This is a genomic window from Acidovorax sp. 56, assembly GCF_002749705.1.
Taxonomy (GTDB): domain Bacteria; phylum Pseudomonadota; class Gammaproteobacteria; order Burkholderiales; family Burkholderiaceae_C; genus Acidovorax.
Genome location: NZ_PEEV01000001.1, coordinates 676,574 through 701,911, shown reverse-complemented (window position 1 = coordinate 701,911; position 25,338 = coordinate 676,574). Strand labels below are relative to the sequence as shown.

Genomic DNA, 25,338 nt, shown 5'->3' with positions numbered 1-25,338 from the left:
CGAGGCACCGCGCCGCCACAATCGCGCCTTCTTTCAAGCAAAGCCAGCCACCCCGGTTCGGCGCTGAAAGCCCTGGAGGTCCCGATATGTCTGCCAACTTCTTCGCACACACCTGACCACAGTCCACCGCCCCGGCTGGACTGTGCACACTCAGTTCAGCCAAGGCTCAGCGCTTTACTTTGCGCTCCACAAGCCCTGGCTATATCGCCGGGGTTTTTTGTTTGTGGAACGCACAACGTATGAGTGCAAAAAAACTGTCTCGGGCCTACGCCCAGGGTGAAATCAAAAAGCTGCGCCGCATGAAGCAGCCCCTGGTGCTGAAACTCGAAGCCTCGGGCCCGCCCCGAAACCCTGTGGCCGCCGCCATGGCCCAACGCAGCCTGTCCAGTGCAGCGGGCAAGCACATCCGAACCCGTGGGGCACAGCGCCGTGCGGACAACGTCGCCTTGCGCAAGGCGATTCAAAACCAGATATTCAATGACTGAAACGAATCCGTACTCCAACGGGTCGCTCTTGCACGGAGCCCACGGGCTGCAGGGGCGGCTCACCCAGGGCTTCGGCCCTCACCAGCCCGCAGGGGCTGCGCAGGCAAAGGCAGGTGCTGCGGCAGCCCAAGCTGTCCAGAGTCCATCCGACCCATCTGGCCAGCCCGTCTCGCACAACCCACCCACCACAGCCACGCTGGCCTTGCGCCAGCAAACCCTGGCCCATGCCGTCGTGCAGCTCAAATCAGAGTTGTTTGGCATCGACGAGGTGATTGACCGTGTCATCGACGCCATCCGCGCCTGGTACGTGCTGCCACAGCTTATCAGCCGCCCGGTCATCGTCTGCCTGTGGGGACTGACGGGCACGGGCAAAACCCAGCTCACGCGGCGCCTGGCCCAGCTGCTGGGCTTTTACGACCGCTTTGTTGAAGTGCAGATGGATGGCTTCAGCCACGGCGCCAGCTACCGCAGTTCCACCATCTCGGGCATGCTGGGTGACTCCGGCATCCACGAAGGCGCACCGGGCATGCTGGTGCTGGACGAGTTCCAGCGCTTTCGCACGGTGGACATCAAAGGTGGCGACGTGAAGGTAGAGCGCTACCAGGACGTGTGGACGCTGCTGTCAGACGGGCGCCTACCACCGGCGCTCAGCGCGCTGTCCAACATCGAACGCAAGCTGGCCGATGCCCAGTACGACGCGGAGCGGGCCGAAGATGACGAAGACGAAAAACGCGCGGGCAAGGCGGCCTACCGCTTTCAGCTGGACGCGTGGGACGCGCAGGAACTCAAACGCATGCTCAAGCTGCAAGAGCCTCTGGGCGAGATCATGCAGTGGCCGCCCGGCAAGGTGCAGTCGCTGTACACCCGGTTCCAGCAGTCCAGCCAAGCCTGGGAGACGGACTACAGCAAGCTGCTGGTGTTTGTCTGCGGCAACCTGGACGAGATGTACCACGAGACCGCACAGCGGGTGGAAGACTGCGACACCGACGCCGATATATTTCACCGCCTGACCCGCAAGCTCTCGCTCATCGACGTGAAAAAGGCGCTGGGCGAGCGCTTCAAGCCCGAGCAAATTGCGCGACTGGGCAATGAGCATGTGATCTACCCCTCGTTCAGCAAAGCCACGTACGAGCGCCTCATCCAGAACCTGTGCCACCGCTACGTGCACGACATTGCGGCCCAATGCGGTGTGCAGTTCCACATCGGGCAAGACCTGCGCGATGAGCTGTACGCCAACGCAGTGTTTCCGGCGCAAGGCACGCGGCCGCTGTTTTCTTCGGTGCACGCCATCCTCAGCGCCAACTTGGTGAATGCAGCGCTGTGGGTGCTGGAACAACAATTGCCCCTGGCCCAGACGTTTGCCATTGGACTGAGCCCAGACAAGCGTGAATTGCGGGTGTCCGGGCGGGACGCCTGCGGAGCCGAGCAAGAGAGCCGCTTTGCAGTCTCTTTGGAGCTGAACCGGCTCAAGCAGCGGGCCAATGCCGATTTTCGGGCGCTGCTGGCGGTGCACGAGGCGGGCCATGCACTGGTGTACTGCCTACTGTTTGGCCAGGCGCCGCAAGAGGTCAAGATCAACATTGCCTCGTTCGAGGGCGGCTACAACAGCTTTGCGGGCCTGAAGGTCACCACGCGGCAAAACGCGCTGGACATGATGTGCGTGGGCCTTGCTGGGCGCGTGGCCGAAGCCATGGTGTTTGGCGAGATGGCCTGCACCACGGGCGCCGAGCAGGACTACAAGCAGGTCACGGCGGAAGCCGCCCGCTATGTCAGGCACCTGGGTTTTGATGGCCGCATCAGCCGCACCGATGTGACGCTGGAAATGGACAACCACATCAACACCGATGTGGCGCCCAGCAACGCTGCGATTGAAGCCCTGCTGCAAACGCAGTACCAGCGTGCGCAAGCACTGCTGAGCGAACACCAGGCAGCGCTCAACGCCCTGGTCAGTGCGCTGATGGAGCAAGGCATGATCGTCCAGACCGAGATGCAGCAACTGCTGTGGGCCCAAGGGCTTCAGATTCGCACCAGTGCCCCGGTGGGGGTCGATGAAACGCTGGTGCTGGAGCCCTTTGCGCAGCGGCTGGCCCAATTTCAGGGCCAGTGCGCGGCGCAATGAGCGGTTTGTCACGCACAAACTTGCTTTGCATGCTTATGATGCGCGACTTGGCGACCCAGAGCGGTCGCCTTTCGCCGTCTGCCATGCTCCCACCCTGAGGCCCCGTCCCACTGCCATGTCCGCTGTTTTCAACTTCACTTTCGTGCCCTGGTTTCGCTCTGTGGCGCCTTACATCCACAAGTTTCGCAACCAGACCTTTGTGATCGGGCTGACGGGTGAGGCGATTGCGGCGGGCAAGCTGCACAACATTGCGCAAGACTTGGCGCTGATCCAGGCCATGGGCGTCAAGATCGTTCTGGTGCACGGCTTCAGGCCCCAGGTGAACGAGCAGCTGGCCGCCAAGGGGCATGCGGCCAAGTATTCGCACGGCATCCGCATCACCGATTCGGTGGCGCTGGACTGCGCCCAGGAAGCCGCAGGCCAACTGCGCTACGAAATTGAAGCCGCCTTCAGCCAGGGGCTGCCCAACACGCCCATGGCAGGCGCTACGGTGCGCGTCATTTCGGGCAACTTCCTCACCGCACGGCCCGTGGGCATTGTGGATGGGGTGGATTTTCAGCACTCAGGCCTGGTGCGTAAGGTGGATGTGGCGGGCATCACCCGCACACTGGACATGGGCGCGCTGGTGCTGCTTTCGCCCTTTGGCTTTTCACCCACCGGCGAGGCCTTCAACCTGAGCATGGAAGAAGTGGCCACCAGCGTGGCGATTGAGCTGCAGGCCGACAAGCTGATCTTCTTGACCGAAGTGCCTGGCATCCGCATGCAGCCCGGCGAGCCCGAGAGCGAAGACAACCCCATCGACACCGAGCTGCCACTGGCCGCAGCCCAGGCCCTGCTGGCGCAGTTGCCCAGCGCCCAGGTACCGTCAGACACCGGCTTTTACCTGCAGCACTGCGTCAAGGCCTGCAAAGCCGGGGTGGAGCGCAGCCACATTCTGCCGTTTGCGGTGGACGGGTCGTTGCTGCTGGAGGTGTATGTGCACGATGGCATCGGCACCATGGTCATCGACGAAAAGCTCGAAGAACTGCGCGAAGCCACGATTGACGATGTGGGCGGCATCCTGCAGCTGATTGAACCGTTTGAAAAGGACGGCACGCTGGTCAAGCGTGACCGCACCGAGATCGAGCGCGACATTGCCACCTACACCATCATCGACCACGACGGCGTGATTTTTGGCTGCGCCGCGCTGTACCCCTACCCCGAGGCCAAGACAGCCGAAATGGCTGCGGTCACCGTATCGCCCCAAAGCCAGGGCACGGGCGACGGCGAAAAGCTGCTCAAGCGCATCGAACAGCGCGCCCGCGCCATGGGGCTGGAAAGCATTTTTGTGCTGACCACCCGCACCATGCACTGGTTCATCAAACGCGGCTTCCAGCCCGTGGACCCCGACTGGCTGCCCGATGCCCGCAAGCGCAAGTACAACTGGGACCGCAAGAGCCAGGTGCTGGTGAAAAAGCTGTAAACGCCCTTCTACGCCCCCAAAACCGAAACGGCCTGCGTTACACAACGCAGGCCGTTTGCTTTGGCGGGCCCGCCGCCCATGCCTCCCCGCCAGGCAAGGTGGGGCGAAGCGGCTACTGCATCACGCCTTCAAAGGCGGCATACAGCTCGTCAATCCAGTGGTCCAACTCGTCCTGCGTTACATGCAGGTGCTCCATGCAGGCCTGGCCATGTTGCTGCCACTCGCGCGTGGGTGAAAGGTTTTCGTGGTGGTTGACCAAAAACTCAGCCAGCAAGCCCAGGGCGACCAAGTGCCGCACGGTCGCGTCAAACCGCTCATCGTTCAGGCAGGCAAAGTCGTGGTGCAACCAGATGGCCTGCGCCACCTCGGGCGGCAGGTGCCAGGTGCGCGCCACGATGGCACCCATCACCGCGTGGTCGGTGCGGTGGGATGCGTTTTCGGTCTGGGTGAAAGTGCGGTCTTTGCGGGCCAGGGCTTCGGTCACGGTGCCGGCGTAGCCTCGCACCGCCTTCACCAGCACGGGCATGCCCACATGACAAAACAGCCCAAAGCTGTAGCCCAGCCCTGGATCAAAGCTGTAGAGCTGGCGGCCAATGTGCTCGCAGGCAATGGCCTTGCGCTGCGAGCTTTCCCAAAAATGCTCCAGCAGCGGCGTGCGCACATGCAGCGCATTGCGGGTAATGAAGGCAGATAACAACTCCACCGAAGGTTGCAGGCCCAGCACCGTCAGGGCCACGCCCACGGTTTGCACGGGTTGCGCCAGGGCATAAAGGGGGCTGTTGGCGGTGCGGATCAAGGCAGCAGCCATGGCAACGTCCGAAGACGCCAACTGCTCCATGGCGGCGGAGTCCAGCTCGGGCGCGGCAATGATCTCTTGCAGGCGCACCAGTGACTCGGGGCATGGCGGAATCACAATCGCCCGCACGCTGGGATGCGCCCGGGCCTTCTGGATGTCTTGGTCGATCAAATGAGAGGTCACGGCAGGTTGGCGTGCAGACACCGAAGCGGACATGGAGACGCCCTTCGATACGGTTTCAATTGGTTGCATTGTGCCGCCAAAACAGCCCCACGCCACGCAATAAGACCCAGAACAACGCTGGCAACAATCCGCTTGCCAAGCCCCTCATGGCGCGGCAAGCGCAGCCCCCGCTCAGATACCGGCGCCCTCCAGGCCCTGCAAATCGGCACGGGTGGCCAGGCTGTTGCGCCCCGGCATGGTCTCGCCCAGGTAGTCCAGAAAGCGCCGCACTGCAGGCGACAGACCCCGGCGCGAGGCAAACACCGCGTGCACGATGGCTGGCGGTGGCGCCCAGTCGGGCAGCACGCGCACCAGGCGGCGCTCGCGCATTTCCTCCTGGCACATGTAGTCGGGCAACCAGCAAATGCCCGTGCCCGCCAGCGCAGCGAACTTGAGCGTGAGCAAATCGTCAGCCACATAGCGCGGTGTGTAGTGCACCACCTGGTGCACACCGCCTGGGCCAATCAGGCTCCAGGTGGCGCGACCGTCGGGGGCGGACATGGCAATGCTGTCAATGCGGGCGAGGTCCTCCAGGGTTTGAGGGGTGCCTTGGCGGATCAGCAAATCCGGGCTTGCCACCAGCACCTGCGTGGCCCGGTCCAGCCGTTTGACGACCATGCTGGCACTGTCCTCCAGCGAAGGGCGCACCCGCAGCGCCACGTCGATCCCCTCCTCCACCACATTCACCGCCCGGTTGCTCACCTGCATCTCCACCCGCACCAGCGGGTGCTGCGCCAAGAACGCGGGCATCAGCTCGGCCAACACAGTTTGGGCCAGCGTGACGGGGCAGCTCACGCGCACCGTGCCACGCGGTTCGGTTTGCACCTGGGCCACGGTGTCGGCTGCGGCCTGGGCCGATTCGCGCATGGCCTGGCAGTGCCGCAAATAGGCCTCGCCCACCTCGGTCAGCGAGAGCTTGCGCGTGGTGCGCTGCAGCAGGCGCACACCCAGGTGGGCTTCCAGATCAGACACCCGGCGCGAAAGGCGCGACTTGGGGATGCCCAGGGCCCGCCCGGCGGCCGCAAAGCCACCGCGCTCGACCACCTCGGCAAAGTACAGCATGTCGTTCAGGTCTTGCATGGGCCAGCCGTCCACAAGGGTTGAAAAGCACAGGAATCAAGCGCAGGGAGCATGTATTGCGGCTTGCAAAGTCACGCGCACAGCCCCAATGCACTCACTCCGATTGTTCCATTTTTAGAACAATCTATCGCATTTGCGGCAGCTTATCAATCTTTGTGAGCCCCATCACAATTCACCCATGGCCGCAAAGTCTGGCGGCATCCACCATCGACATCACGGAAAACACCATGCAATTGCTTCACATCGACTCGTCTATCGCCGGCGCCGCCTCGGTTTCTCGCCAGCTCACTGCCCAGGTGGTGGATGCCTGGAAGGCCAGCCACCCCAACACCCAGGTGAGCTACCTGGACCTGGTGGCCAGTGCCCCCAACCACTTCACCATGGACGCCATGGCCCCCCGCACCGGCCAGACCGATGGCCTGAGCGAAGCCCAATTGCGCGAAAACGCTGTGTCCGAACAACTGGTGAGCCAGTTCCTGGCGGCAGACGTGGTGGTGATTGGCGCCCCGTTCTACAACTTCGGCATCCCCACCCAGCTCAAGGCCTGGATTGACCGCCTCGCCCAGCCCGGGCGCACCTTCAAGTACGGCGCCAACGGCCCCGAAGGTCTGGCCAAGGGCAAGATCGTGATCATTGCCTCGGCCCGTGGCGGTGTGTATTCCACCAGCGAAGGTGGCCGCGCCATGGAACACCAGGAAAGCTACCTGCAAACCGTGATGGGCTTCTTTGGCGTGACCGACGTGCGCTTTGTGCGCGCTGAAGGGGTCTCCATGGGCCCTGACGCCAAGGCCCAGGCGTTGGCCGCTGTGGCCCAGCAAATCAGCACGCACACCGCCGCCTGACCGGCCCGAAACAGCGCGCAGTGCCCCTGCGCACAGCGCTCTGCAGCCCCGGCTTCCTGGCAACGCACCATGCGTGCCCAGAAAGCCGGGGCTTTTTTGCGCCCACTGCAGGATTGCAAACAATCTTCAAGTCTGCCCAGTGGCTGACTCACGCCGAGACATTTGTGTACTAATGTAAATTCGGTATGACACGCTCCAGGCACTTTGGCATGTTGGCGTGCGGTTTTCAGGGTGACCCGAGGTGCTTTGGCCCGTCAACGGCTGCAAAGGCGTCTTGGTAGCCCTTCTGGGACTTGAGATTGGCTTGTATGTTTCTGCGTCGATGGCTGCTGTGCTGCATGTGCTGCCTGCCGCTGTGGGCGCAAGCGCAAACGATTGCGTTCATCAATCCGGGCAAGAAAGACGAGCCTTTTTGGCGCACGGTGAGCGAATCCATGCACGCCGCATCGCGCAGCCTGGGAATGCGGCTGGAAGAGCAGTTTGCCGAGCGCCAGCACCTGAGCGTGTTCAACATCGCCAAAGCCATCGCCGCACGCCCCGCCGCAGAGCGGCCGGACTACGTGATCCTGACCAACGACTACGGCACGGGCCCGGAGCTGCTGCGCATTTTTGACGGGACGGGCATTCGCAGCTTCATGGCGTTCAGTACGCTCACCACCCCAGAGCGCGTGCAACACGGAGGCCCACGGGAGCAGTTCAAGGACTGGATCGGCTCGCTGGAGCCCCGCGCACAAGACGCAGGCTACCTCACCGCCCAAGCGCTGATGGCCAAAGGCCGCGCCATGCGCGCCCATGGCCCCGACGGCAAGCTGCACCTGCTGGCCATTGCCGGAGACCGATCCACCAACTCGTCCATCCAGCGCAACGAGGGCATGCAGCGCGCTGTGCGGCAAGCCCCCGATGTGGTACTGGAGCAAACCGTGTACGCGGGCTGGTCACGCGCCAAGGCGCAAGAGCAAATGGGCTGGCTGCTGCAGCGCCACCCCCAGGGCCGGCTGGTGTGGACCGGCAGCGACCTGATGGCCTTTGGCGCCATGGATGCACTCCTCGCCGCTGGCGCTGGACAGCCGGGCCGCACCGTCTGGTTCAGCTCGGTCAACACCTCACTGCAAGCGCTGCAAAGCCTGCGCAGCGGCCAACTGGCGGCGCTGGCGGGTGGCCATTTCATCGCCGGTGCCTGGGCGCTGGTGATGCTGTACGACTACCACCATGGCCGCGACTTTGCGAGCGAGGGGCTGGAGTTGGAGCGCCCCATGTTCACGCTGTTCACCCCGGCCATGGCCCACCGCTACCAGCAGCGCTTTGGCCAGGGGTTTGATCGGCTGGACGTGCGCCCCTACAGCAAGGTGCTCAACCCCACCGTTCAACGCTACCAGTTCGGCGTTGCCCAGCTGCTTTGATGCCCCACATGCCCCAGCGCCCGTTCCGATCCATTGCCAGTGTGCTCATCCGCCGCACCATCGTGCTGGCGGTGCTGTGCATGTTGCTGGTGTTTGGCGTGCAAAGCTGGCTGCTGCGCGCCCAGCACCAAAAGCAGTTTGAGATGGCGATCAACGATGTGGCCAACACCAGCGTGCCGCTGCTGGCCGTGGCGCTGTGGGACATAGAAACCCAGGCCATTGCCGCGCAACTGCAGCGCATTGCCCAGAAGCCAGAGATTGGCTACGCACGCCTGCAAGCAGCGGGTGGCCAGCGCTTTGAGGCAGGCAACCCCGCCCTGCTCGCCCAGGGGGTGTCGCGCCAGATTGTCATCCCGCCACCCCAGCCCGCCCAGGGTGCGCCAGCACTGGGGGTGCTGGAGCTCACAGGCAACCCCGACTACCTGTGGCAAGGGCTGCGTGCCGAGGGGCTGCGCATTTTGCTGGGCTACAGCCTGCTCACCGCAGGCATTTGCGCGCTGATGGCCTTCATGCTCAAACAGCTGCTGCAAAAGCCGCTGTCGACCGTGGCCGAATTTGCCAACGACGTTTGCCCCCGCCACCTGACCACCCCGCTGCGGCTGAACCGCCCGCCCCAGGCCCACAGTGATGAAATCGACCAGCTGGAGACGGGCGTCATCAAACTACAGACAGCGCTGCAACAGCACATCCACAACCTGGATGACCTGGTGGCCGAGCGCACCGAGCAGCTAGAGCGGCTGCTGGAGGAGATTCGCCACCTGTCTGTCACCGATGGGCTCACAGGCACCTTCAACCGGCGCGCGCTGCAAGACAGGCTGCCCGCAGAAATCGACCGTGCCCAGCGCTATGGACGGGCTTTGTCGGTGATCTTCATGGACATCGACCACTTCAAGCAGTTCAACGACACCCATGGCCATGCCCTGGGCGACGAGGTGCTGCGCAATGCGGCCAGCCATGTCAGCGCCAGCCTGCGCCATGGGGTGGACTGGGTGGCGCGCTACGGTGGTGAAGAGTTTGTGGTGGTACTGCCGGAAACCGAGCTGGACGCCGCCATGGCCACCGCCCAGCGCCTGTGCCGCAGCCTGCCCGAGCAGCCCCTGGAGTCAGCGCGCATGGCACGCCCTGCCGGGGGCAGCGTGCCGCCGCTGACCATCAGCGCCAGCTTTGGGGTCACGACCTACCGGGCGGGGGAAAACACCAGCGCCCTGCTGGCACGCGCCGATGCGCTGGTGTACGAGGCCAAGTGCCGTGGCAGGCAGCAGGTGGTGGGCCGGGCCTGAGCCGATAGGCGGGGGCAGAAACCGCCATGCAATCACTATCAAAACAATAGCTGCCAGCGCTTTACCTGCAAGCGCCAGGGGCATTTTTGATCCAAACCCTCAAATACAGGCATCCATCGCATCGTGCTCATTCCCCTGCGGGGGCTGCCGGGCTCCGGCACGTTGCAACCACTGCGCCTGCAAGGTCTCGGGCGGCTGGGCTTTGGCAAACAACCACCCCTGAAACCGGTGGCAGCCCATGCCCACCAGCAGGTCAAACTGCGCCTGTGTCTCCACGCCCTCGGCCACCACTTCCAGTTGCAGGGTGCGGGCCAGGGCATGCACGGTGGCGCAAATCTCGCGGTCGTTGGCGTCTTCGCAGATGTCGCTGACAAACGCCTTGTCGATCTTCAGCTCACCCACGGGCAAGCGCTTGAGCTTGATGAGCGATGAATGGCCGGTGCCAAAGTCGTCAATCGACAAAGCAAACCCCATGTGCCGCAAATCCACGGCGGCGGCATACAAGGATTCGTCCAACAGCTCTGACTCGGTGATCTCCAGCACGAAATCAGCGGGTGCGCGCCCGGCCTCATGCACCAAGGCCAGCAGCGACTGGGCAAACTGCGGCTCGCGCAGCTGGATGGTGGAGATGTTCACCGAGATCACCGGCACCACGAAGCCCGCAGCGTCCCACACCGCGGCCTGGCGGCAGGCGGTCTCAAACACCCAGCGTCCCAGCGGCACGATGAGGCCACTGGCCTCGGCAATAGGGATGAACTCATCGGGCGGCACCATGCGCCCGTCCAAGCGCCAACGCATCAGCGCCTCCACCCCCACCAGTTGCTGGCGCCTGTCTACCTGCGGCTGGTACTCCAGGCTCAGCTCACCGGCCTGCAGCGCCTGATGCAAGCGGCGGCGCAATGCCTGGCGGCCCTGTGCCTGTCGGGTGAACTCGTCGATGTAGAAGCGGTAGGTCCCCCGCCCCGTGTCTTTGGTGGCGTGCAAGGCCGTGTGCGCATTGCGCACCAGTGCCAGGGCATCGGGTGCATCGTCAGGGAACAGGCTGATGCCAATGCTGGCCCCCACAAACTGCGCGCCCACGCCCGGCAGCAGCCAAGGCTGCATGAAGCTCTCGACCAGCGAAGCGGCCAGCTGCGCGACCTCGTTGCGGGTGTGCGAGCGCGCAAGCATGACCATGAACTCGTCCTCACCCAGCCGCGCCAGAAAGCCCCGCCCCTGCAGGTGATCGGCAATGCGCTTGGCGGCCTCCACCAGCAGCTTGTCGCCCGTGCGGTGGCCAAAGGTTTCGTTCACGTTGTTGAAGTGGTCCAGGTCCAGCAGCAGCACCGCCACGCACTGCCCGCTCTGGGAGCCCTGCTGCACCGCCAGTTGCACGGCTTGGTCGAGCGCGTCTTCAAAGTAACGGCGGTTGGGCAGGCCCGTCAGCGTGTCGAAGTGGGCGACGTGATAGAGCTGCTCTTCGTTGCGCAAAATGGCCGCCTCGGCCATGCGCAAGCGGTCCAGCAAGCTCACCACAATGGCCTGGCGCAGGGCCGCCAGCACCAGCACCAACAGGCAGCAGCCCAAAATCAAGGCGTACACCACACTGCGCGCGCCAGCCGCCGCAAACAGCAGCCACAGCGTTGCACTGGCCATCAGCATGGTGGCCAGGGGCACCAGGTTCACCACCTGCTCGCAGCGGTGGCGGTAGGCTGCGTCGTTGCTCAGCTCGGCCTGAAAATACCGCGCTCCCCAGCCCAGGGCCAGCGCAGCCAGCGAGAACAAGCCGTTGAACCAGCTGCCCGGCGCCAGCTCGCCATGCAGCGCCAGCAGGTTCCAGTGCATCCAGCTGAGCCCGTAGCACACCATGCCCGCAATGATGAGCCCATGCGAGAGCCGCCAGCGCACCCCCACGCTGGGCACCGCCAGCGCCGTGACACTGGCCGCCGTGAGAAAGCTCACGGGGTACAGCACCATCACCGCGCCCACCAACAGGGTGTTCAGCTCGCCACTGGGCACATACACCACCAGCGTCACGGCCAGCAGGGCCAGCACAGCGCCGCCAAAGTCCAGTGATGCGGGGTAGACCCGGTCGGGCGCAATGCGCTGAAAGGTCACGCGCATCACCGTCAGCGCCCACACGGGCCCTGCGGCCAAAAATAAAGCATCGGCAGGCGAAGGGAACGGGTTCCAGTCCGTGGCCACCTGCACATTCCACATCAACTGCCCCGCCAGAATCAAAAGCGCCCCCAGCAGCAACCCGTTGTGCAGGCTGTGGTCCATCACCGACGCCTGCACCCTGCCCCGCCACGCCAAAAAGGCCGAAAGCGAAAACGCCAGCGTCCAGCTGGCGTTATCGAAAAAAACCTGGGCGGCACGGTCAGATGCCAACAATGCAGCGGCGAACAGCCCTACCGTCAGGGCTGTACAGCCAGCAACCAGCCACTTCTCAGCTTGGGGCATCCGCATCTGCATCGGCAAACAGCTCTCCATTCAGGTTAAGCCATGCGTTTACATAAGCTTACATGATGACAGTGTCCGGGCTTTCACCGCAGCAAGCCAAGCCCCATGGCTGGCTGCCCGCAGGCCCATAAAAAAAGCGGGCCGAGGCCCGCTTTGATTTCCAGATGGGTGCGATCCACCCAGCGGCTTAGAAGCCAGGGATCACAGCGCCCTTGAACTCGGTCTGGATGAACTTGCGCACTTCTTCCGAGTGGTAGGCCTTGACCAGCTTGCCCACCCAAGGCTTGTCCTTGTCAGCTTCGCGCACGGCGATCAGGTTGACGTAAGGGCTCTTGGCGCTTTCCTGGGCAATGGCGTCCTTGCCAGGGTTCAGGCCGGCAGACAGGGCATAGTTGGTGTTGATGGCCGAGGCGTCCAGGTCGTCCAGCGAACGGGGCAGTTGGGCGGCATCCAGCTCCACAAACTTGATCTTCTTGGGGTTGTCGGTCACGTCCAGGGGCGTGGCCTTCAGGCCCGCTTCAGGGCGCAGCTTGATCAGGCCCTTGTCTTGCAGCACCAGCAGCACGCGGCCGCCATTGGTGGGGTCGTTAGGGATACCAAGCTTGGCGCCCGACTTCAGTTCGTCCAGGCTCTTGACCTTCTTGGAATAGATGCCGATGGGGAAGTTGACGGTGTAGCCAGCAGAGACGAACTTGTAGCCACGGTCTTTGACTTGCTGGTCCAGGTAAGGCTTGTGCTGGTAGCTGTTGGCGTCCAGGTCGCCCGAGGCCAGTGCGGCGTTGGGCTGCACATAGTCGCTGAACTCAATGACCTGGATCTTCAAGCCGTCTTTTTCAGCAACCTTCTTCACCACTTCAAAAATCTGCGCGTGGGGGCCGCCGGTCACGCCAATCTTCACAGGCTTGTCCTGGGCCGAGGCGCCTGTCACAAAACCGGCAGCCAGGGCCAATGCGAGGGCAGATTGCAGCAAAGAACGCTTGTACACAGAAACACCTTTCAAATTGATATGTTTCAGATCGTACGCAGCTTCGATTAAAACTCAAAAGAATAAGTTTTAATTATCTTAGCCTTCACTGCATATATAGAGACTCATGCGCCACTGCGCAGCGCCACGTTGTTGAGCTTGTCCAGCCGCTCGGGCCAAGGGCCCCCATTGGCGGCTTGCGAGAGGATGCGCGTCCAGGCCACCCAGGCGTCCCACTGCACCCGCTTGTCCCACGAATTGCCCCAGGCGCTGAACAGGTGCAAGGCGCTAGTGGCAGCCGCCTTGGCATCGTCCTGCCGCCCGGCCGCAAGGTAAAGCTGCGCCAGGACCATTTGCGGCTCGCCCACCCAGGGGTTGTGGCGCACGGCGCTCTCCAGCACGCCGGTGGCCACGTCCAGGTCCACCAAGGGCTGGTCTTGCTGGATGACGGACCAGTACAGCGAGGCGGCCGCTGCCTCGTTGGCGGCAGACAGGTATTGGCTGCAGTGCGCAAACACGGGTGGCATGGGCAGCAGGTCTTTGAGCCCCGGGTGCTGCAGGGCTTTGGCCAGCCCGTTGATCTGGTGCACCATGCGCCCCGTAGGCCGCATGGGCCCGGGCCACAGCGATGCCGCCCAGTGCACGGCCTGCGGGCGGTGCTGCACGTGCGGAAAGCGCGAATAGATGTCGTCTTGCCAGCTGAACCACTGCTCGATGGTGTCGGCCATGCTCACGATGATGAAGGCGGCTACCTCGTACGGGCTCAGGCGGTGCTGAGCGCCGTCCTTGTCCAGCAGCAGGCCGCCGTCGGCCTCCAGCGCGTGGCCCAGCACCTTTTGCACAAACTGCGTGCGCGACTGGGTGCAGAACAAATACACCAGATGCTCTGCCGACTCGCCCACCAGTTCCCGCAGCCGGGCCCGCTCGCTGGCCGGATCGAACTTGACCAGGTCCACAAATGCATTGCCATACACGCTGTGCAGCAGCCCCAGCATGCGCACATCGCGCGGCTGCTGCCACACGGTGAGCGAGCGCGTTACGCCCACCAGGTGGTGCCGGAAGGTGCCCGCCTTGTGCCAGTCTTGCCCCACATTGCGGGCCAGCACGGTGGGCAGCACCGGGGCCAGCTCGGCGTCCTGCGTCAGCCATTCATCGTCCAGCAGGGGCTGGGCACGGGCAAACAAGTCGGCATCAAGGGGGTGAAACGGCAGGGTCATGGCGGTGTGGTCTCCTGGGTTGAAGGCAGTGCGTGGCAACCTGGGCGGGGCCTGTCCACACTTTTGCGACAAGTATGGCGCCACATGCTGGCAGCGAGGCGGGACAAAGGCGTGGGTGTTTTCCCCAAAGGGTGTGGCACGCAGGCCATTTGCAAAAGCCCTTGCGCCGCAGCCCCCTGTGGGCACGCCGGGTTGGTCAGCCCGCCGCTTTGCCTGATACTGACAAGCAACATGGGCAGCAAAGCTGCCACCCCACCCTGTTCCAGCGAGGCCCACCAAGCCCACTCCAACCCAGACACCCGGCATGGACCACAACATCACCCTCATCACCACCATCGCCGCAGGCTTCGGCGGTGCGCTGGTCTTTGGTTTCATTGCCGAAAAGCTGCGTCTGCCCGCGCTGGTGGGGTATCTGCTGGCGGGCATTTTGATTGGCCCGGCCACGCCGGGCTTTGTGGCCGATGTGCACATTGCCTCGCAGTTGTCCGAGATCGGGGTGATGCTGCTGATGTTTGGCGTGGGGCTGCATTTTTCGCTGGGCGATCTGCTGTCGGTGCGCCGGCTGGCCGTGCCGGGTGCCGTGGTGCAAATGACCGTGGCCACGCTGCTGGGCATGGCCATGGCGTGGTGGATGGGCTGGAGCGTGGGCAGTGGCCTGATTTTTGGCCTGTCGCTCTCGTGCGCCAGCACCGTGGTGCTGCTCAAGGCGCTGGAGGTGCGCGGCGTGCTGGACTCGATGAACGGGCGCATCGCCGTGGGCTGGCTGGTGGTGGAAGACCTGGCCTGCGTGCTGGTGCTGGTGCTGATGCCCCCGCTGGCAGGCCTGCTGGGTGGCACCGCCGCCCCGGCCGAAGAAGCACGCCCGCTGTGGATGGCGCTGGGCCAGACCCTGCTGCAAGTGGCCGCCTTCATTGCGCTGATGCTGTTGGTGGGCCGCCGGGTGCTGCCCTGGTTGCTGTGGCAGGTGGTCAAGACGGGCTCGCGCGAGCTGTTCACGCTGTCGGTGATCGCAGCGGCCATTGGCATTGCCTACGGGGCATCGGCACTGTTCAGTGTGTCGTTTGCGCTGGGGGCTTTTTTTGCAGGCACGGTGATGCGCGAATCCTCGTTGAGCCACCGCGCGGCCCAAGAGTCGCTGCCGCTGCGCGATGCGTTTTCGGTGCTCTTCTTCGTGTCGGTAGGCATGCTGTTTGACCCCATGGTGCTGGTGCAGCAGCCCCTGCCGGTGCTGGGCGTGGTGGCCATCATCATGCTGGGCAAGTCGCTGGCGGCGCTGGCGCTGGTGCTGTCGTTTCGGTACCCGCTCAACACCGCTCTGACGGTAGCGGCCAGCCTGGCGCAGATTGGCGAGTTTTCCTTCATCCTGGCGGGGCTGGGGGTCGCGTTGGGCTTGCTGCCTGCCGTGGGCATGAGCCTGGTGCTGGCCGGGGCGCTGATTTCGATTGCGCTGAATCCCCTGCTGTTTGCCGCCATTGCCCCGCTGCAGGCTTGGCTGCTCAAACGCTCAGAACTGGCACGCCGACTGGACCGGCGCGAAGACCCCTATGCCGAATTGCCCATGAGCACCGAGCGCAAATACCTCAAGGGCCAGGTGGTGCTGGTGGGCTACGGCCAGGTGGGCCGCAGCATTGCCAAAGCGCTGGGGGCCGAAGGCGTGCCCTATGTGGTGGCCGAGCAGAACCGGGAGCTGGTGGAGTCTTTGCGCAATGCAGGTCTGGCGGCCGTGTCGGGCAACGCAGCCGAGCCCGAGGTGCTCATCCAGGCCCACATCGCCAACGCGGCCATGCTGGTCATCGCCATTCCAGACACCTTGCATGTGCGCCAGATGGCCGAAACGGCCAGGGCCTTGAACCCGGGCATCGAGATTGTGGTGCGCAGCCACAGCGAAGAAGAATCAGCCCTGCTGCGCGCAGACGGCATTGGCACCGTGGTGGTGCGCGACGAAGCCCTGGCCCAAAGCATGGCGCGCCATGTGCTCGAACGCGTGGCCCCTGCCCCCGCCACGGCGCCCGCCGTGTTGCACCCAGGCGTGCAGCACTGACACAGGGCTACGGCGCTACCCAGGTGCGCACCAGCCGCACGGGCAGCTTGGAGTCTTTACCCACGTCCTTGCGTGCCTCGCCCGTGCGCATGTGCACGGCCCAGCCGTGCAAGTAAGACATCTGGCCTTCGCCCTGGCCTGAGCGGTTCTGCATCGTGTTGCTGTAGGTGTACTGGTTTGCCTGCCCGGCTTTCACATCGGTGGTCGATGTCCAGTGCCACTCGGGCGGCGTTGCGGGGAACAAGGCCGCATCCACCCCGGGTGGCTGGGCCGTTTTGTTCACCAGGTGCTGCAACTCAGGCGCGCGGGGCAGGCGCCAGTCCATCCCTTCGGCCTTCCAGCGTTCATTGGCGCGGGCCCGGGCCTGGGCGCGGTCCAGCATCAAGGGCGTGCCGGTGCAGGTTTTGCCATTCCACTCCATGCCCTCCACACACCGGGCCCAAGCCAGGCGCATGCGCTCGTCCACCACAAAGCTGCCATCGGGCGATGCCACCATGCCCGGCGCAGGCTCTGCAGGGCTTTGGGCCTGTGCATCGGCAACGGGCCATACAACGCCCACGCCCCACGCGCAAAACACCAACAAGGGCCAGGCGGCGCGGGCCTGCTGTGCCAGCCATGGGGCCGGACTTTGGGCGCAGTGGGTCGTGTGTGTCATGGCGCCCATTCTTCCACGCCCTGGCCGCGCAGGCAAAGGGTACTGACTCAACCAGCGCCATCATCAGCCACTACAAACAAAAATAGCTGCTAGCGCTTGAATAACAAGCGCTAGCAGCTATCAAAAAAGTAGCAACCGCTGAATTCGTCGCAGGCAGTCCTCAGCGATGGCTCAGCTTGCGCACCGCCCAGTCACCCAGGCTTTGCACGGCTTGCACAAAGAAGATCAACACCAGCACCACGGCCAGCATGATTTCGGGCAAGAAGCGCTGGTAGCCATAGCGGATGCCCAGGTCGCCCAGGCCACCACCGCCAATGGCGCCGGCCATGGCGGAGTAGCCGGTCAAGCTCACGAACGTGATGGTCAGGCCCGCCACGATGCCGGGCAGCGCTTCAGGCAGCAGCACCTTCCACACAATCTGGTTGGTGGTGGCGCCCATGGCCTGGGCAGCCTCAACGAGGCCGTGGTCCACTTCGCGCAGGGCAGCTTCGACCAGGCGGGCCACAAACGGCGCAGCCGCAATGGTGAGCGGCACCACCGCAGCAGCGGTGCCGATGGACGAGCCCGTCACAAACCGTGTGAGCGGAATGATGGCCACGAGCAAGATGATGAAAGGCGTGGAGCGCACGGCGTTGACCACCCAGCCCACCAGCTTGTTGACCGGGCCGTTTTGCAGCACGCCGCCATGGTCTGTGAGGCGCAAGAAAACGCCCAACGGCACGCCCAGCAAGGCCCCCACCAGGCCCGAGATGCCCACCATGATGAGGGTCTCCCACAGCGAGGTGACAAACAGCTCCAGCATGGCTTCAGTGAAATTGGCAAACATCGCTTTTTAACCCCCGCTCTCAACCACTTGCACCTGCACGCCGTTGGCGCGCAGGTGCTCCACCGCACCGCTCAGGCGGGCGGGCTCGCCCGTGGCGTACAGCGCCAGCGAGCCAAAGGTCTGGTCCTGAATCTCGTCCACCTGCCCGTGCAGGATGCTCATGTCCACACCGTACTCGCGCACCATGCGCGAGAGCACCGGCTGGTAGGCGCTGTCGCCCGCGTAAGACAAGCGCAGCAACTGGCCCACATGCCCCGGCGCCGTGGTGCGCAACTGGCCTGCCAGGTGGCGCACATGCTGCAGCACGCTGGCGGGCAGCTCTTGCGGCAGGATTTCGTCAATCAGGCTCTTGGTGATGGCCTGCTGGGGCTGGGTAAAGACATCCAGCACGCGGCCTTGCTCCACGATCTGGCCGGCCTCGATCACCGCCACGCGGTCGGCCACCTGCTTGATGACCTGCATCTGGTGCGTGATGAGCACCACCGTGAGGCCCAGCTCGCGGTTCACCTGGCGCAGCAGGTCCAGAATCGAACGGGTGGTTTCGGGGTCCAGCGCCGAGGTGGCCTCGTCGCTGAGCAGCACCTTGGGGCGGCTGGCCAGGGCCCGCGCAATGCCCACGCGCTGCTTTTGGCCACCGCTGATCTGGGCGGGGTAGCGGTCGGCCAGGGCGGCCAGGCCCACCAGCTCCAGCAGCGGGCTCACCCGTTCGCGGATGGCGGCTTTGTCCATGCCCGCCAGCTCCAGCGGCAGGGCCACGTTGTCGTACACGGTGCGCGACGACAGCAAGTTGAAGTGCTGGAACACCATGCCAATGTCGCGGCGCGCTTCGCGCAACTGGGCGTCGCTCAACTTCGTCAGGTCGCGCCCGTTGACGATGACCTCGCCGCGCGTGGGGCGGTTGAGCAGGTTGATAACGCGCACCAGCGAGCTTTTGCCCGCGCCGCTGCGCCCGATGATGCCAAACACCTCGCCGGGTGTGATGTGCAGGTCAATGCCTCGCAAGGCCTCCACCGGGCCTTGTGGGCCCTTGTATGTCTGGGTAATGCCCCGTAATTCAATCATGCAAACAAAGCGCGCCGCCCGGGTGGGTTACCCGCAGCGGCGCTGGATAGTTGGGTCAGGGGCTGAACTGTATTGCTTTGCTATAAAAAATCAAACCATCAAAAAATTACGTCATAAGACACGCAGGTTATTTGGCCGACGAAGCCCCTGCTACCTTGGTCCCTGCGGCGTCCATCGCACGGGCTCGGTGCAGCGAGCGGCCAATCACCGCCCCCAGCGCCACCACGCCCAGGGCAGCGGCCGTAAACACCGGCACCAGCCAACCTCGGTCCACACTCAACGCCACCAAAAACACCCCGCACGACTGCCCCAGGAACAACAGGCACGCGAACAAGGTCACGGCCATGCCCCGGGCGTGGGGGGCCATTTGCGTGGCCTGGGTCTGCAAGGTGTTGTGCAGCATGTAAAAGCCCAGCCCCGCAAAGAAGCAACCCACCACGGCCCACGCCACCACGGGCGACCAGGCCAGCAACAACAAGCCGCAGGCAATGGCCAAAGCTCCCAGCATGGCCAGCCCATGCTCACCCAGCAAGGCCAGCCAGCGCCGCGCAAACAGGCTATAGAGCAAGCCACCAATGCCATACAGCACCATCACGCCCCCAGCGGCGGCGGCCGACAAGCCAAACCCCTCGACCATGCGGCTGGGCACAAACGCCAGCGTGCCAAAGGCCAAGGCACCTTCGATGGTGACCACAGTGAGCACCCAACGCACGCGCGGCATGGCCAGCAGTTGGCGGGTGTTGGACAAATAGGTGCGCAGCGAAAAAGGCGCAGCGGCTTGCGGCGTGGCGCCGGCAGGCGCCTGGGCAGCCACGGCACTCACCTGCCGCCACAGCAGCGTGGCGGCCACGGCAAACAACAGCGACAGCACCGCAAACGCTGCGCGCCAGCCCAAAGCCTCCACCGCAAAGCCACCAAACCACTGGCCCGCCATCATCCCGGAGACAGTCGCCACCATCAGCCCCGCCAGGGTCTCCTGGCGCTGCTCGTAGGGCACCTGGTCACCAATCCAGGCCATGCACAGCGGAATGATGCCCGCCGCCGAAGCACCCATGGCCGCCCGCGACACCACCAGAGCCGTCAGGTTAGGCGCCAGCGCCGTGATGGCGCTGAACAACGCGCACGCCGATGTGGCGCCAATCACCACCCGGGTCTTGCCCAGCCGGTCGCCCAGGGGGCCATAAAACAACTGCAGCAGCCCGTAGGCCACAGCAAACGCCGCAATCACCGCCGAGGCATCGCCCGTGCTGACACTGAACTCTTGCGACAAGGCGGGCAGCATGGGGTCGCACACGCGCATGGAGGCCATGCTGGTAAAAGCGGCCAGCGCCATGAAGCGCAAGGTGCGTTTGGTGGTTTCTTGGGGGGCGGTCTGCATGGCGGCGATTGTCACGGCTTGGTGAACAGCGCGCTGACGCAAACCAGAATGTCCTTCATTCGCATGCCCGTGCACGCCCCCAGCCGCACCGACAAGAAACAGCCCAAACAACAAGGGCCGACCGCCCTATTTGGCAGTCGGCCCCTTGAGGCAATGTGCAGCGGCGCGCGGCTTCAGCGCAACAAGGTCACGCCCGTCTTGGACTGGATCTGCTCAAAGCTCACCCCAGGCGCCAGCTCCACCAGCTTCAGGCCTTCGGGCGTCACGTCCATCACGCCCAGGTCGGTGATGATGCGGTCCACCACGCCCACGCCCGTCAAGGGCAAGGTGCAGCTGGGCAGAATCTTCATGTCTTCGGTGCCATCCTTCTTGCGCGCCACATGCTCCATGAGCACGATCACGCGCTTGACACCTGCCACCAAATCCATGGCACCGCCCATGCCCTTGACCATCTTGCCGGGGATCATCCAGTTGGCCAGGTCGCCCTTTTCGCTGACCTGCATGGCGCCCAGGATGGACAAGTTGATCTTGCCGCCACGGATCATGGCAAACGACTGGTCGCTGCCAAAAATGGACGAGCCCTTGATGGTGGTGACGGTCTGCTTGCCCGCATTGATCAGGTCAGCATCCACCTCGTCTTCGGTAGGAAATGGGCCAATGCCCAGCATGCCATTTTCAGACTGCAGCCACACCTCCTTGTCAGCGGGCACAAAGTTGGCCACCAACGTGGGAATGCCAATGCCCAGGTTCACGTAAAAGCCGTCTTCGAGCTCATGGGCGGCACGGGCCGCCATTTGGTCTTGACTCCACGACATAGTGATTTCTCCAGCTTGTTCTGTACTGTTGTGCTGCAGCGGGCTCAGACGCCAGCCTTGTCAGTGATGGTGCGCTTTTCAATGCGCTTCTCGGGCGTGGGGTTGTGCACGATGCGGTGCACGTAAATGCCGGGCAGATGGACCTGGTCGGGTGCAATGGCGCCGGTCTCCACCACCTCTTCCACTTCGACGATGCAAAGCTTGCCGGCCGTGGCCGCTGCGGGGTTGAAGTTGCGCGCCGTGAGGCGGAACTGCAGGTTGCCCGACTTGTCGGCACGCCAGGCCTTGACCAGCGACACATCAGGCACCAGCGAGCGCTCCATCACGTAGGTTTTGCCATCGAACTCACGCAGCTCCTTGCCCTCGGCCACGATGGTGCCCACGCCGGTCTTGGTGAAGAAGGCGGGAATGCCCGCGCCACCTGCGCGCAGCTTCTCGGCCAGCGTGCCTTGGGGGGTGAACTCCAGCTCCAGCTCGCCCGCCAGGTACTGGCGCTCAAACTCCTTGTTCTCGCCCACATAGGACGAGATCATTTTCTTGATCTGGCGGGTTTCGAGCAGCTTGCCCAGGCCAAAGCCGTCCACCCCGGCGTTGTTGGAGATGACGGTGAGGTTCTTCACCGCCGAGTCGCGCAGTGCGTCAATCAGGGCTTCAGGGATGCCGCACAGCCCAAAGCCACCCACGGCCAGCAACTGGCCATCGGCTACGACGCCTTCCAGCGCCTTGGCCGCTGAGGGAAATAACTTGTTCACCACGATCTCCTTGCGAATGTTGGATGCACTACGATACTACGTACCCCTGTAAGTAGTACCCCGTAAAGATTTGCCCGCAGTGGCACAGCCCCGATCACAGCACACACCATGGACGTTGACTACCGTTTGGCTTTTGACATGGCCCCCGTCGGGCTGGTGCTTTCTCGCAACCGCACCATGGTGGACTGCAATCGCCACGTCTGCGAGATGTTTGGCGCCTCGCGCGAGGTGTTGATGGGGCAGTCGTTCCAGGTGCTGTACCCCAGTGCAGACGAGTACGAACGCCTGGGCGCCCACATGGCCCCCATTCTGAACGCCAAAGGCCACTACGCAGACAACCGCGTGATGAAGCGGGCCAATGGTGAGCTGTTCTGGTGCCATGTGTCGGGCCGCGCGCTCAACCGCGACGAACCCCACGCCTCGGGCATCTGGAGTTTTGAAGACCTCAGCTCGCAACGCCCCGTGCGTGCTGAATTGACCGGCCGCGAGCGCGAGGTGGCCGCGCGCCTGCTGGAGGGGCTGACCTCCAAGGAGATCGGCCGCACGCTGGCCATCAGCCACCGCACGGTGGAGATCTACCGCGCCCGGCTCATGCGCAAGTACAACGCGTCGACGGCGGCCGACCTGGTGCACAAGCTGCTGGCAGGTAACTGATCCCGCAAGCCCCATCTCAGGGCTTGCACCTCAGCCCGGCTTGGGCCCGTCAATCACCTCGGCGGCCGAGCGAAAGGCGTCGACCGCCGTGGGCACACCGCAGTAGATGCTGGCGTGCAGCAGCACCTCCTGAATCTCCTGCACGCTGGCACCGTTGTTCAGCGCGCCGCGCACATGCCCTTTGAGTTCGTGCTGCTTGCCCAGCGCCGTCAGCAAGGCCACGGTGATCAGGCTGCGGGTCTTCAGCTCCAGCCCCTCGCGCTGCCACACATCGCCCCAGGCATTGCGGGTGATGAACTCCTGCATGGGCATCGTGAAATCGGTGGCATTGGCAAAGGCATTGGCCACAAAGTCCTCGCCCATCACCTGCTTGCGCGTGGCAAGCCCTTTGTCAAAATCTTTGTGGAAAGTGTCGGTCATGCAGTGGCTACCTCTGGCGGTGCGAACGCGCGCCCGCCGCGCATTCAGAGCGCGGATCTTCGCACCGCAGGTGGTGTAGCAGACCTCGTCAAACGCGAGCGCGGCACCTTCGCCCTATGATGGCCAGGCCAGCGCCGACATGGCCCCGCACAGACTTTGAGGAGACAAACGGTGACATCCCCCCGCTACCCGCATCCCGATCTGAACACCCTGCCGCAAGACATCCAGGACCGCATCTTGGCGGTGCAAGACAAGGCGGGTTTCATCCCCAACGTGTTCCTGGCCTTTGCGCGCCGCCCGGCCGAGTGGCGGGCCTTCTTCGCGTACCACGATGCGCTCATGCTCAAAGAAGAAGGCAGCCTGACCAAGGGCGAGCGCGAGATGATCGTCACCACCACCAGCGCAGCCAACCAGTGCCTGTATTGCGTGGTGGCCCACGGCGCCATCTTGCGCATCTACGAAAAAAAGCCGCTGGTGGCCGACCAGGTGGCGGTGAACTACCGCAAGGCCGACATCAGCCCGCGCCAGCGCGCCATGCTCGACTTTGCGATGAAGGTGTGCCAGCAATCGCACGCCATCGAAGAGGCCGACTTCAGCGCGCTGCACGCCCACGGCTTTGACGACGAAGACATCTGGGACATTGCCGCCATCACCGCGTTCTTTGGCCTCTCCAACCGCATGGCCAGCTTTGCCGGGATGATGCCCAACCCCGAGTTTTATGCGATGGGCCGCATGCCCAAGGCGCCCCAATGATCCGAACTGCAAAGCGATCCGTGGGCAGGCTCTTAAGCCGCTTGCTCCGGCTGCTGTTTTTGGCCGTGGGGCTGCCCGCTGCCTTTGGCCACGCAGCGGGGCTGCCAGAGGGCTTTCGGTGGGCCCCTGGCCCGGCCAACGCGCTGGCACTGAGCGCCTTGGAGATAGAGCAGCAGCCTGGCCGCTTGCAGCCCTGGCCCAGCGCATCACTGCTGCACAACGGCGCACAGCCTCCCACTTACTGGATCACTGCAGGCATGGGCATAGCGCGCCTGGGCATTGACGACCACCCCTTGGCCGCCGCCTGGCGCGTGGAAGCCACGGCCAGTGGCGCCCGCCTCGTTCACGTACCCATGGCCGATGTCAAAGCGCCCGAAGTGCGCGTGGTGCAGCACAGCGAGCTGCTGCCCATGACTTGCGCATCAGGCTTTACCGACGACTGCACCAGCATCGACGGGGTGCTGCGCATCCACACCAGCTTTGAGGGCAAGAAGCGCACACGCACGGTGGGTGGCGGTTTCTACGGCACGGAGGGCACCATCCAGCAGGACGTGTACACCGGCACCCGCACGCTGACCATCACCCACCAGCCCACAGGCCGCAGCCTGCAGCTGACCGAGCGACTAAACGACACCCCCGCCTACACGGCGCAGCAAACCGCCATACGCTACCTGCCCAGCCTGCGCCGGGTGCTGCTGCTGGGGGTGGTGAAAGACCGAGGCATGCCGCTGGCGCACTGCGTGGTGCTGCCCGAGGCTGCGGCTACCTCCACCGCTGCACAGCGGTAGATTGCTCCTTATTTGATAGCTGCTAGCGCTTTCTATACAAGCGCTAGCAGCACATTTTGCTCAAACTGCGCTTGCCAGCGCGCAGGCAACCTCAAATCGCAAACCCGTCGTCTGCCGCAATCACCGCACCGTTGATGAAATGGCTTTGGTCGCTGGCCAGCATCACCAGCAGCGCGTCCAGATCTTCGGGGCTGCCCACGCGCTTGCGCGGCAGCATGTTCACCAGCTTCTGGCCTTGTTCGGTCTGCCAGTGGTGGTGGTTGATTTCGGTGTCGATGTAGCCGGGGCAGATGGCATTGGTGTTGATGCCAAACTTGCCCCACTCCAACGCCATGGCGCGCGTCATCTGCACCACGGCGGCCTTGCTCATGCAATACGCGCCAATTTGCGGCAGCACCTTCAGGCCCGCCATGGACGCAATGTTGATGATGCGCCCGCCCGTGAAGCTGCCCGGCGCCGCGCCGCGCGAGCGGGCCAGCATGCGCTTGCCCACCTCTTGCGCCACAAAGAAGGCGCCCTTCACATTGGTGTCGAAGATGAAGTCGTAGTCTTCGGGCGTCACATCCTGGATGCGCTGGGTGGTGCTGACACCCGAGTTGTTGACCAGGATGTCGATGGAGCCCATCTCCGTTTCGGCGTGCGCCACGGCGGCTTTGATGGAATCGTGGTCCGTCACGTCCAGCTCCACCACATGGGCGTCGCCGCCCTCGCCTTCGATGCGGGCACGCAACTCCTTGAGCTTTTCGATGCGGCGGCTGGCCAGCACCACGCCCGCGCCAGCACGCGCCAGGGTGCGGGCAAACTGCGCGCCCAGCCCGCTGGAGGCGCCGGTCACAAACGCCACGCGGCCGGACAAGTCGATGCTGTATGCCATTGAAAGCCTCC

23 protein-coding genes are annotated in these 25,338 nt (G+C 64.0%); 10 read left to right on the top strand and 13 right to left on the bottom strand.

Annotated features, from left to right (window positions below; all coding sequences use genetic code 11):
* Positions 1 to 239 precede the first annotated feature (239 nt).
* The 3 genes from CLU88_RS03005 to argA all read left to right on the top strand — a co-directional run bounded on the left by CLU88_RS03005 (position 240) and on the right by argA (position 4,066).
* Positions 240 to 485 (top strand): hypothetical protein, encoded by a 246-nt coding sequence (locus tag CLU88_RS03005; protein ID WP_099655328.1) that lies wholly within the window; start codon positions 240 to 242, stop codon positions 483 to 485.
* The gene (locus CLU88_RS03000; protein ID WP_233205359.1) at positions 478 to 2,604 is read left to right on the top strand and encodes a peptidase M41; all 2,127 of its coding nucleotides are present in this window, start codon (positions 478 to 480) and stop codon (positions 2,602 to 2,604) included. Before CLU88_RS03005 ends, CLU88_RS03000 begins: the two co-directional genes overlap by 8 nt.
* Before the next feature lie 115 nt (positions 2,605 to 2,719).
* Positions 2,720 to 4,066 carry an amino-acid N-acetyltransferase gene (argA, locus tag CLU88_RS02995; RefSeq protein ID WP_099655327.1) on the top strand — a complete coding sequence of 449 codons (1,347 nt, stop codon included), beginning with the start codon at positions 2,720 to 2,722 and terminating at the stop codon, positions 4,064 to 4,066.
* A gap of 112 nt (positions 4,067 to 4,178) precedes the next feature.
* Here argA and CLU88_RS02990 read toward each other — a convergent pair whose 3' ends face one another.
* Both CLU88_RS02990 and CLU88_RS02985 read right to left on the bottom strand, forming a co-directional pair.
* Positions 4,179 to 5,045: an HDOD domain-containing protein gene (locus tag CLU88_RS02990; RefSeq protein ID WP_233205358.1), complete on the bottom strand. Its 867-nt coding sequence runs from the start codon at positions 5,043 to 5,045 to the stop codon at positions 4,179 to 4,181.
* 171 nt (positions 5,046 to 5,216) lie between these two features.
* Positions 5,217 to 6,164: a LysR family transcriptional regulator gene (locus CLU88_RS02985; RefSeq protein ID WP_099655325.1), complete on the bottom strand. Its 948-nt coding sequence runs from the start codon at positions 6,162 to 6,164 to the stop codon at positions 5,217 to 5,219.
* A 227-nt stretch (positions 6,165 to 6,391) separates the two neighbouring features.
* Between CLU88_RS02985 and CLU88_RS02980 the strand changes: the two genes are divergently transcribed.
* The 3 genes from CLU88_RS02980 to CLU88_RS02970 all read left to right on the top strand — a co-directional run bounded on the left by CLU88_RS02980 (position 6,392) and on the right by CLU88_RS02970 (position 9,686).
* The gene (locus tag CLU88_RS02980; protein ID WP_099658604.1) at positions 6,392 to 7,006 is read left to right on the top strand and encodes an FMN-dependent NADH-azoreductase; all 615 of its coding nucleotides are present in this window, start codon (positions 6,392 to 6,394) and stop codon (positions 7,004 to 7,006) included.
* A gap of 308 nt (positions 7,007 to 7,314) precedes the next feature.
* On the top strand, positions 7,315 to 8,406 hold the full coding sequence (locus tag CLU88_RS02975; RefSeq protein ID WP_233205357.1) for an ABC transporter substrate-binding protein: 1,092 nt from the start codon (positions 7,315 to 7,317) through the stop codon (positions 8,404 to 8,406).
* A complete protein-coding gene (locus tag CLU88_RS02970; RefSeq protein ID WP_099655324.1) occupies positions 8,406 to 9,686 on the top strand; it encodes a GGDEF domain-containing protein in 1,281 nt (426 codons plus the stop codon). Before CLU88_RS02975 ends, CLU88_RS02970 begins: the two co-directional genes overlap by 1 nt.
* Before the next feature lie 99 nt (positions 9,687 to 9,785).
* Here the strand turns inward: CLU88_RS02970 and CLU88_RS02965 are convergent, their stop codons facing one another.
* The 3 genes from CLU88_RS02965 to CLU88_RS02955 all read right to left on the bottom strand — a co-directional run bounded on the left by CLU88_RS02965 (position 9,786) and on the right by CLU88_RS02955 (position 14,309).
* Entirely contained in the window at positions 9,786 to 12,128 is a 2,343-nt protein-coding gene (locus tag CLU88_RS02965; protein ID WP_099658602.1) for a bifunctional diguanylate cyclase/phosphodiesterase, read from the bottom strand.
* 187 nt (positions 12,129 to 12,315) lie between these two features.
* Positions 12,316 to 13,113 (bottom strand): MetQ/NlpA family ABC transporter substrate-binding protein, encoded by a 798-nt coding sequence (locus CLU88_RS02960; protein ID WP_099658601.1) that lies wholly within the window; start codon positions 13,111 to 13,113, stop codon positions 12,316 to 12,318.
* Positions 13,114 to 13,217: 104 nt separating this feature from the next.
* The gene (locus tag CLU88_RS02955) at positions 13,218 to 14,309 is read right to left on the bottom strand and encodes a DUF6817 domain-containing protein (RefSeq protein WP_099655323.1); all 1,092 of its coding nucleotides are present in this window, start codon (positions 14,307 to 14,309) and stop codon (positions 13,218 to 13,220) included.
* A 304-nt stretch (positions 14,310 to 14,613) separates the two neighbouring features.
* Between CLU88_RS02955 and ybaL the strand changes: the two genes are divergently transcribed.
* Positions 14,614 to 16,350 (top strand): YbaL family putative K(+) efflux transporter, encoded by a 1,737-nt coding sequence (gene ybaL / locus CLU88_RS02950; protein ID WP_099655322.1) that lies wholly within the window; start codon positions 14,614 to 14,616, stop codon positions 16,348 to 16,350.
* A 7-nt stretch (positions 16,351 to 16,357) separates the two neighbouring features.
* Here ybaL and CLU88_RS02945 read toward each other — a convergent pair whose 3' ends face one another.
* The 6 genes from CLU88_RS02945 to CLU88_RS02920 form a co-directional block, all read right to left on the bottom strand.
* A complete protein-coding gene (locus CLU88_RS02945) occupies positions 16,358 to 17,005 on the bottom strand; it encodes a DUF1566 domain-containing protein (protein ID WP_233205356.1) in 648 nt (215 codons plus the stop codon).
* Positions 17,006 to 17,165: 160 nt separating this feature from the next.
* Entirely contained in the window at positions 17,166 to 17,831 is a 666-nt protein-coding gene (locus CLU88_RS02940) for a methionine ABC transporter permease (protein WP_099655321.1), read from the bottom strand.
* A gap of 6 nt (positions 17,832 to 17,837) precedes the next feature.
* Complete coding sequence (locus CLU88_RS02935; RefSeq protein WP_099655320.1) at positions 17,838 to 18,893, bottom strand: methionine ABC transporter ATP-binding protein; 1,056 nt, start codon at positions 18,891 to 18,893, stop codon at positions 17,838 to 17,840.
* A 127-nt stretch (positions 18,894 to 19,020) separates the two neighbouring features.
* The gene (locus CLU88_RS02930; RefSeq protein ID WP_099658599.1) at positions 19,021 to 20,271 is read right to left on the bottom strand and encodes an MFS transporter; all 1,251 of its coding nucleotides are present in this window, start codon (positions 20,269 to 20,271) and stop codon (positions 19,021 to 19,023) included.
* A 173-nt stretch (positions 20,272 to 20,444) separates the two neighbouring features.
* Complete coding sequence (locus CLU88_RS02925; protein WP_099655319.1) at positions 20,445 to 21,086, bottom strand: CoA transferase subunit B; 642 nt, start codon at positions 21,084 to 21,086, stop codon at positions 20,445 to 20,447.
* A gap of 44 nt (positions 21,087 to 21,130) precedes the next feature.
* Positions 21,131 to 21,838 carry a CoA transferase subunit A gene (locus CLU88_RS02920; RefSeq protein ID WP_099655318.1) on the bottom strand — a complete coding sequence of 236 codons (708 nt, stop codon included), beginning with the start codon at positions 21,836 to 21,838 and terminating at the stop codon, positions 21,131 to 21,133.
* Positions 21,839 to 21,946: 108 nt separating this feature from the next.
* Between CLU88_RS02920 and CLU88_RS02915 the strand changes: the two genes are divergently transcribed.
* Positions 21,947 to 22,492 (top strand): PAS and helix-turn-helix domain-containing protein, encoded by a 546-nt coding sequence (locus CLU88_RS02915; protein ID WP_099655317.1) that lies wholly within the window; start codon positions 21,947 to 21,949, stop codon positions 22,490 to 22,492.
* 30 nt (positions 22,493 to 22,522) lie between these two features.
* Here the strand turns inward: CLU88_RS02915 and CLU88_RS02910 are convergent, their stop codons facing one another.
* Entirely contained in the window at positions 22,523 to 22,912 is a 390-nt protein-coding gene (locus CLU88_RS02910) for a carboxymuconolactone decarboxylase family protein (protein WP_099655316.1), read from the bottom strand.
* Between the two features lie 171 nt (positions 22,913 to 23,083).
* Here CLU88_RS02910 and CLU88_RS02905 point away from each other — a divergent pair, with 171 nt between their 5' ends.
* Positions 23,084 to 23,665 (top strand): peroxidase-related enzyme, encoded by a 582-nt coding sequence (locus CLU88_RS02905; protein ID WP_099655315.1) that lies wholly within the window; start codon positions 23,084 to 23,086, stop codon positions 23,663 to 23,665.
* 41 nt (positions 23,666 to 23,706) lie between these two features.
* On the top strand, positions 23,707 to 24,453 hold the full coding sequence (locus CLU88_RS02900) for a hypothetical protein (protein WP_099655314.1): 747 nt from the start codon (positions 23,707 to 23,709) through the stop codon (positions 24,451 to 24,453).
* A 91-nt stretch (positions 24,454 to 24,544) separates the two neighbouring features.
* Here CLU88_RS02900 and CLU88_RS02895 read toward each other — a convergent pair whose 3' ends face one another.
* Positions 24,545 to 25,327 carry an SDR family oxidoreductase gene (locus CLU88_RS02895; RefSeq protein WP_099655313.1) on the bottom strand — a complete coding sequence of 261 codons (783 nt, stop codon included), beginning with the start codon at positions 25,325 to 25,327 and terminating at the stop codon, positions 24,545 to 24,547.
* Between the last annotated feature and the right edge of the window lie 11 nt (positions 25,328 to 25,338).

Coding starts and splice junctions, on each gene's coding strand:
- CLU88_RS02975 (WP_233205357.1), top strand. CDS start 7,315: ATGTTTCTGCGTCGATGGCTGCTGTGCTGCATGTGCTGCCTGCCGCTG.
- CLU88_RS02915 (WP_099655317.1), top strand. CDS start 21,947: ATGGACGTTGACTACCGTTTGGCTTTTGACATGGCCCCCGTCGGGCTG.
- CLU88_RS02965 (WP_099658602.1), bottom strand. CDS start 12,128: ATGCCCCAAGCTGAGAAGTGGCTGGTTGCTGGCTGTACAGCCCTGACG.
- CLU88_RS02940 (WP_099655321.1), bottom strand. CDS start 17,831: ATGTTTGCCAATTTCACTGAAGCCATGCTGGAGCTGTTTGTCACCTCG.
- ybaL (WP_099655322.1), top strand. CDS start 14,614: ATGGACCACAACATCACCCTCATCACCACCATCGCCGCAGGCTTCGGC.
- CLU88_RS02970 (WP_099655324.1), top strand. CDS start 8,406: ATGCCCCACATGCCCCAGCGCCCGTTCCGATCCATTGCCAGTGTGCTC.
- CLU88_RS02935 (WP_099655320.1), bottom strand. CDS start 18,893: ATGATTGAATTACGGGGCATTACCCAGACATACAAGGGCCCACAAGGC.
- CLU88_RS02925 (WP_099655319.1), bottom strand. CDS start 21,086: ATGTCGTGGAGTCAAGACCAAATGGCGGCCCGTGCCGCCCATGAGCTC.
- CLU88_RS02895 (WP_099655313.1), bottom strand. CDS start 25,327: ATGGCATACAGCATCGACTTGTCCGGCCGCGTGGCGTTTGTGACCGGC.
- CLU88_RS02955 (WP_099655323.1), bottom strand. CDS start 14,309: ATGACCCTGCCGTTTCACCCCCTTGATGCCGACTTGTTTGCCCGTGCC.
- CLU88_RS03005 (WP_099655328.1), top strand. CDS start 240: ATGAGTGCAAAAAAACTGTCTCGGGCCTACGCCCAGGGTGAAATCAAA.
- CLU88_RS02945 (WP_233205356.1), bottom strand. CDS start 17,005: ATGACACACACGACCCACTGCGCCCAAAGTCCGGCCCCATGGCTGGCA.
- CLU88_RS02930 (WP_099658599.1), bottom strand. CDS start 20,271: ATGCAGACCGCCCCCCAAGAAACCACCAAACGCACCTTGCGCTTCATG.
- CLU88_RS02910 (WP_099655316.1), bottom strand. CDS start 22,912: ATGACCGACACTTTCCACAAAGATTTTGACAAAGGGCTTGCCACGCGC.
- argA (WP_099655327.1), top strand. CDS start 2,720: ATGTCCGCTGTTTTCAACTTCACTTTCGTGCCCTGGTTTCGCTCTGTG.
- CLU88_RS03000 (WP_233205359.1), top strand. CDS start 478: ATGACTGAAACGAATCCGTACTCCAACGGGTCGCTCTTGCACGGAGCC.
- CLU88_RS02985 (WP_099655325.1), bottom strand. CDS start 6,164: ATGCAAGACCTGAACGACATGCTGTACTTTGCCGAGGTGGTCGAGCGC.
- CLU88_RS02980 (WP_099658604.1), top strand. CDS start 6,392: ATGCAATTGCTTCACATCGACTCGTCTATCGCCGGCGCCGCCTCGGTT.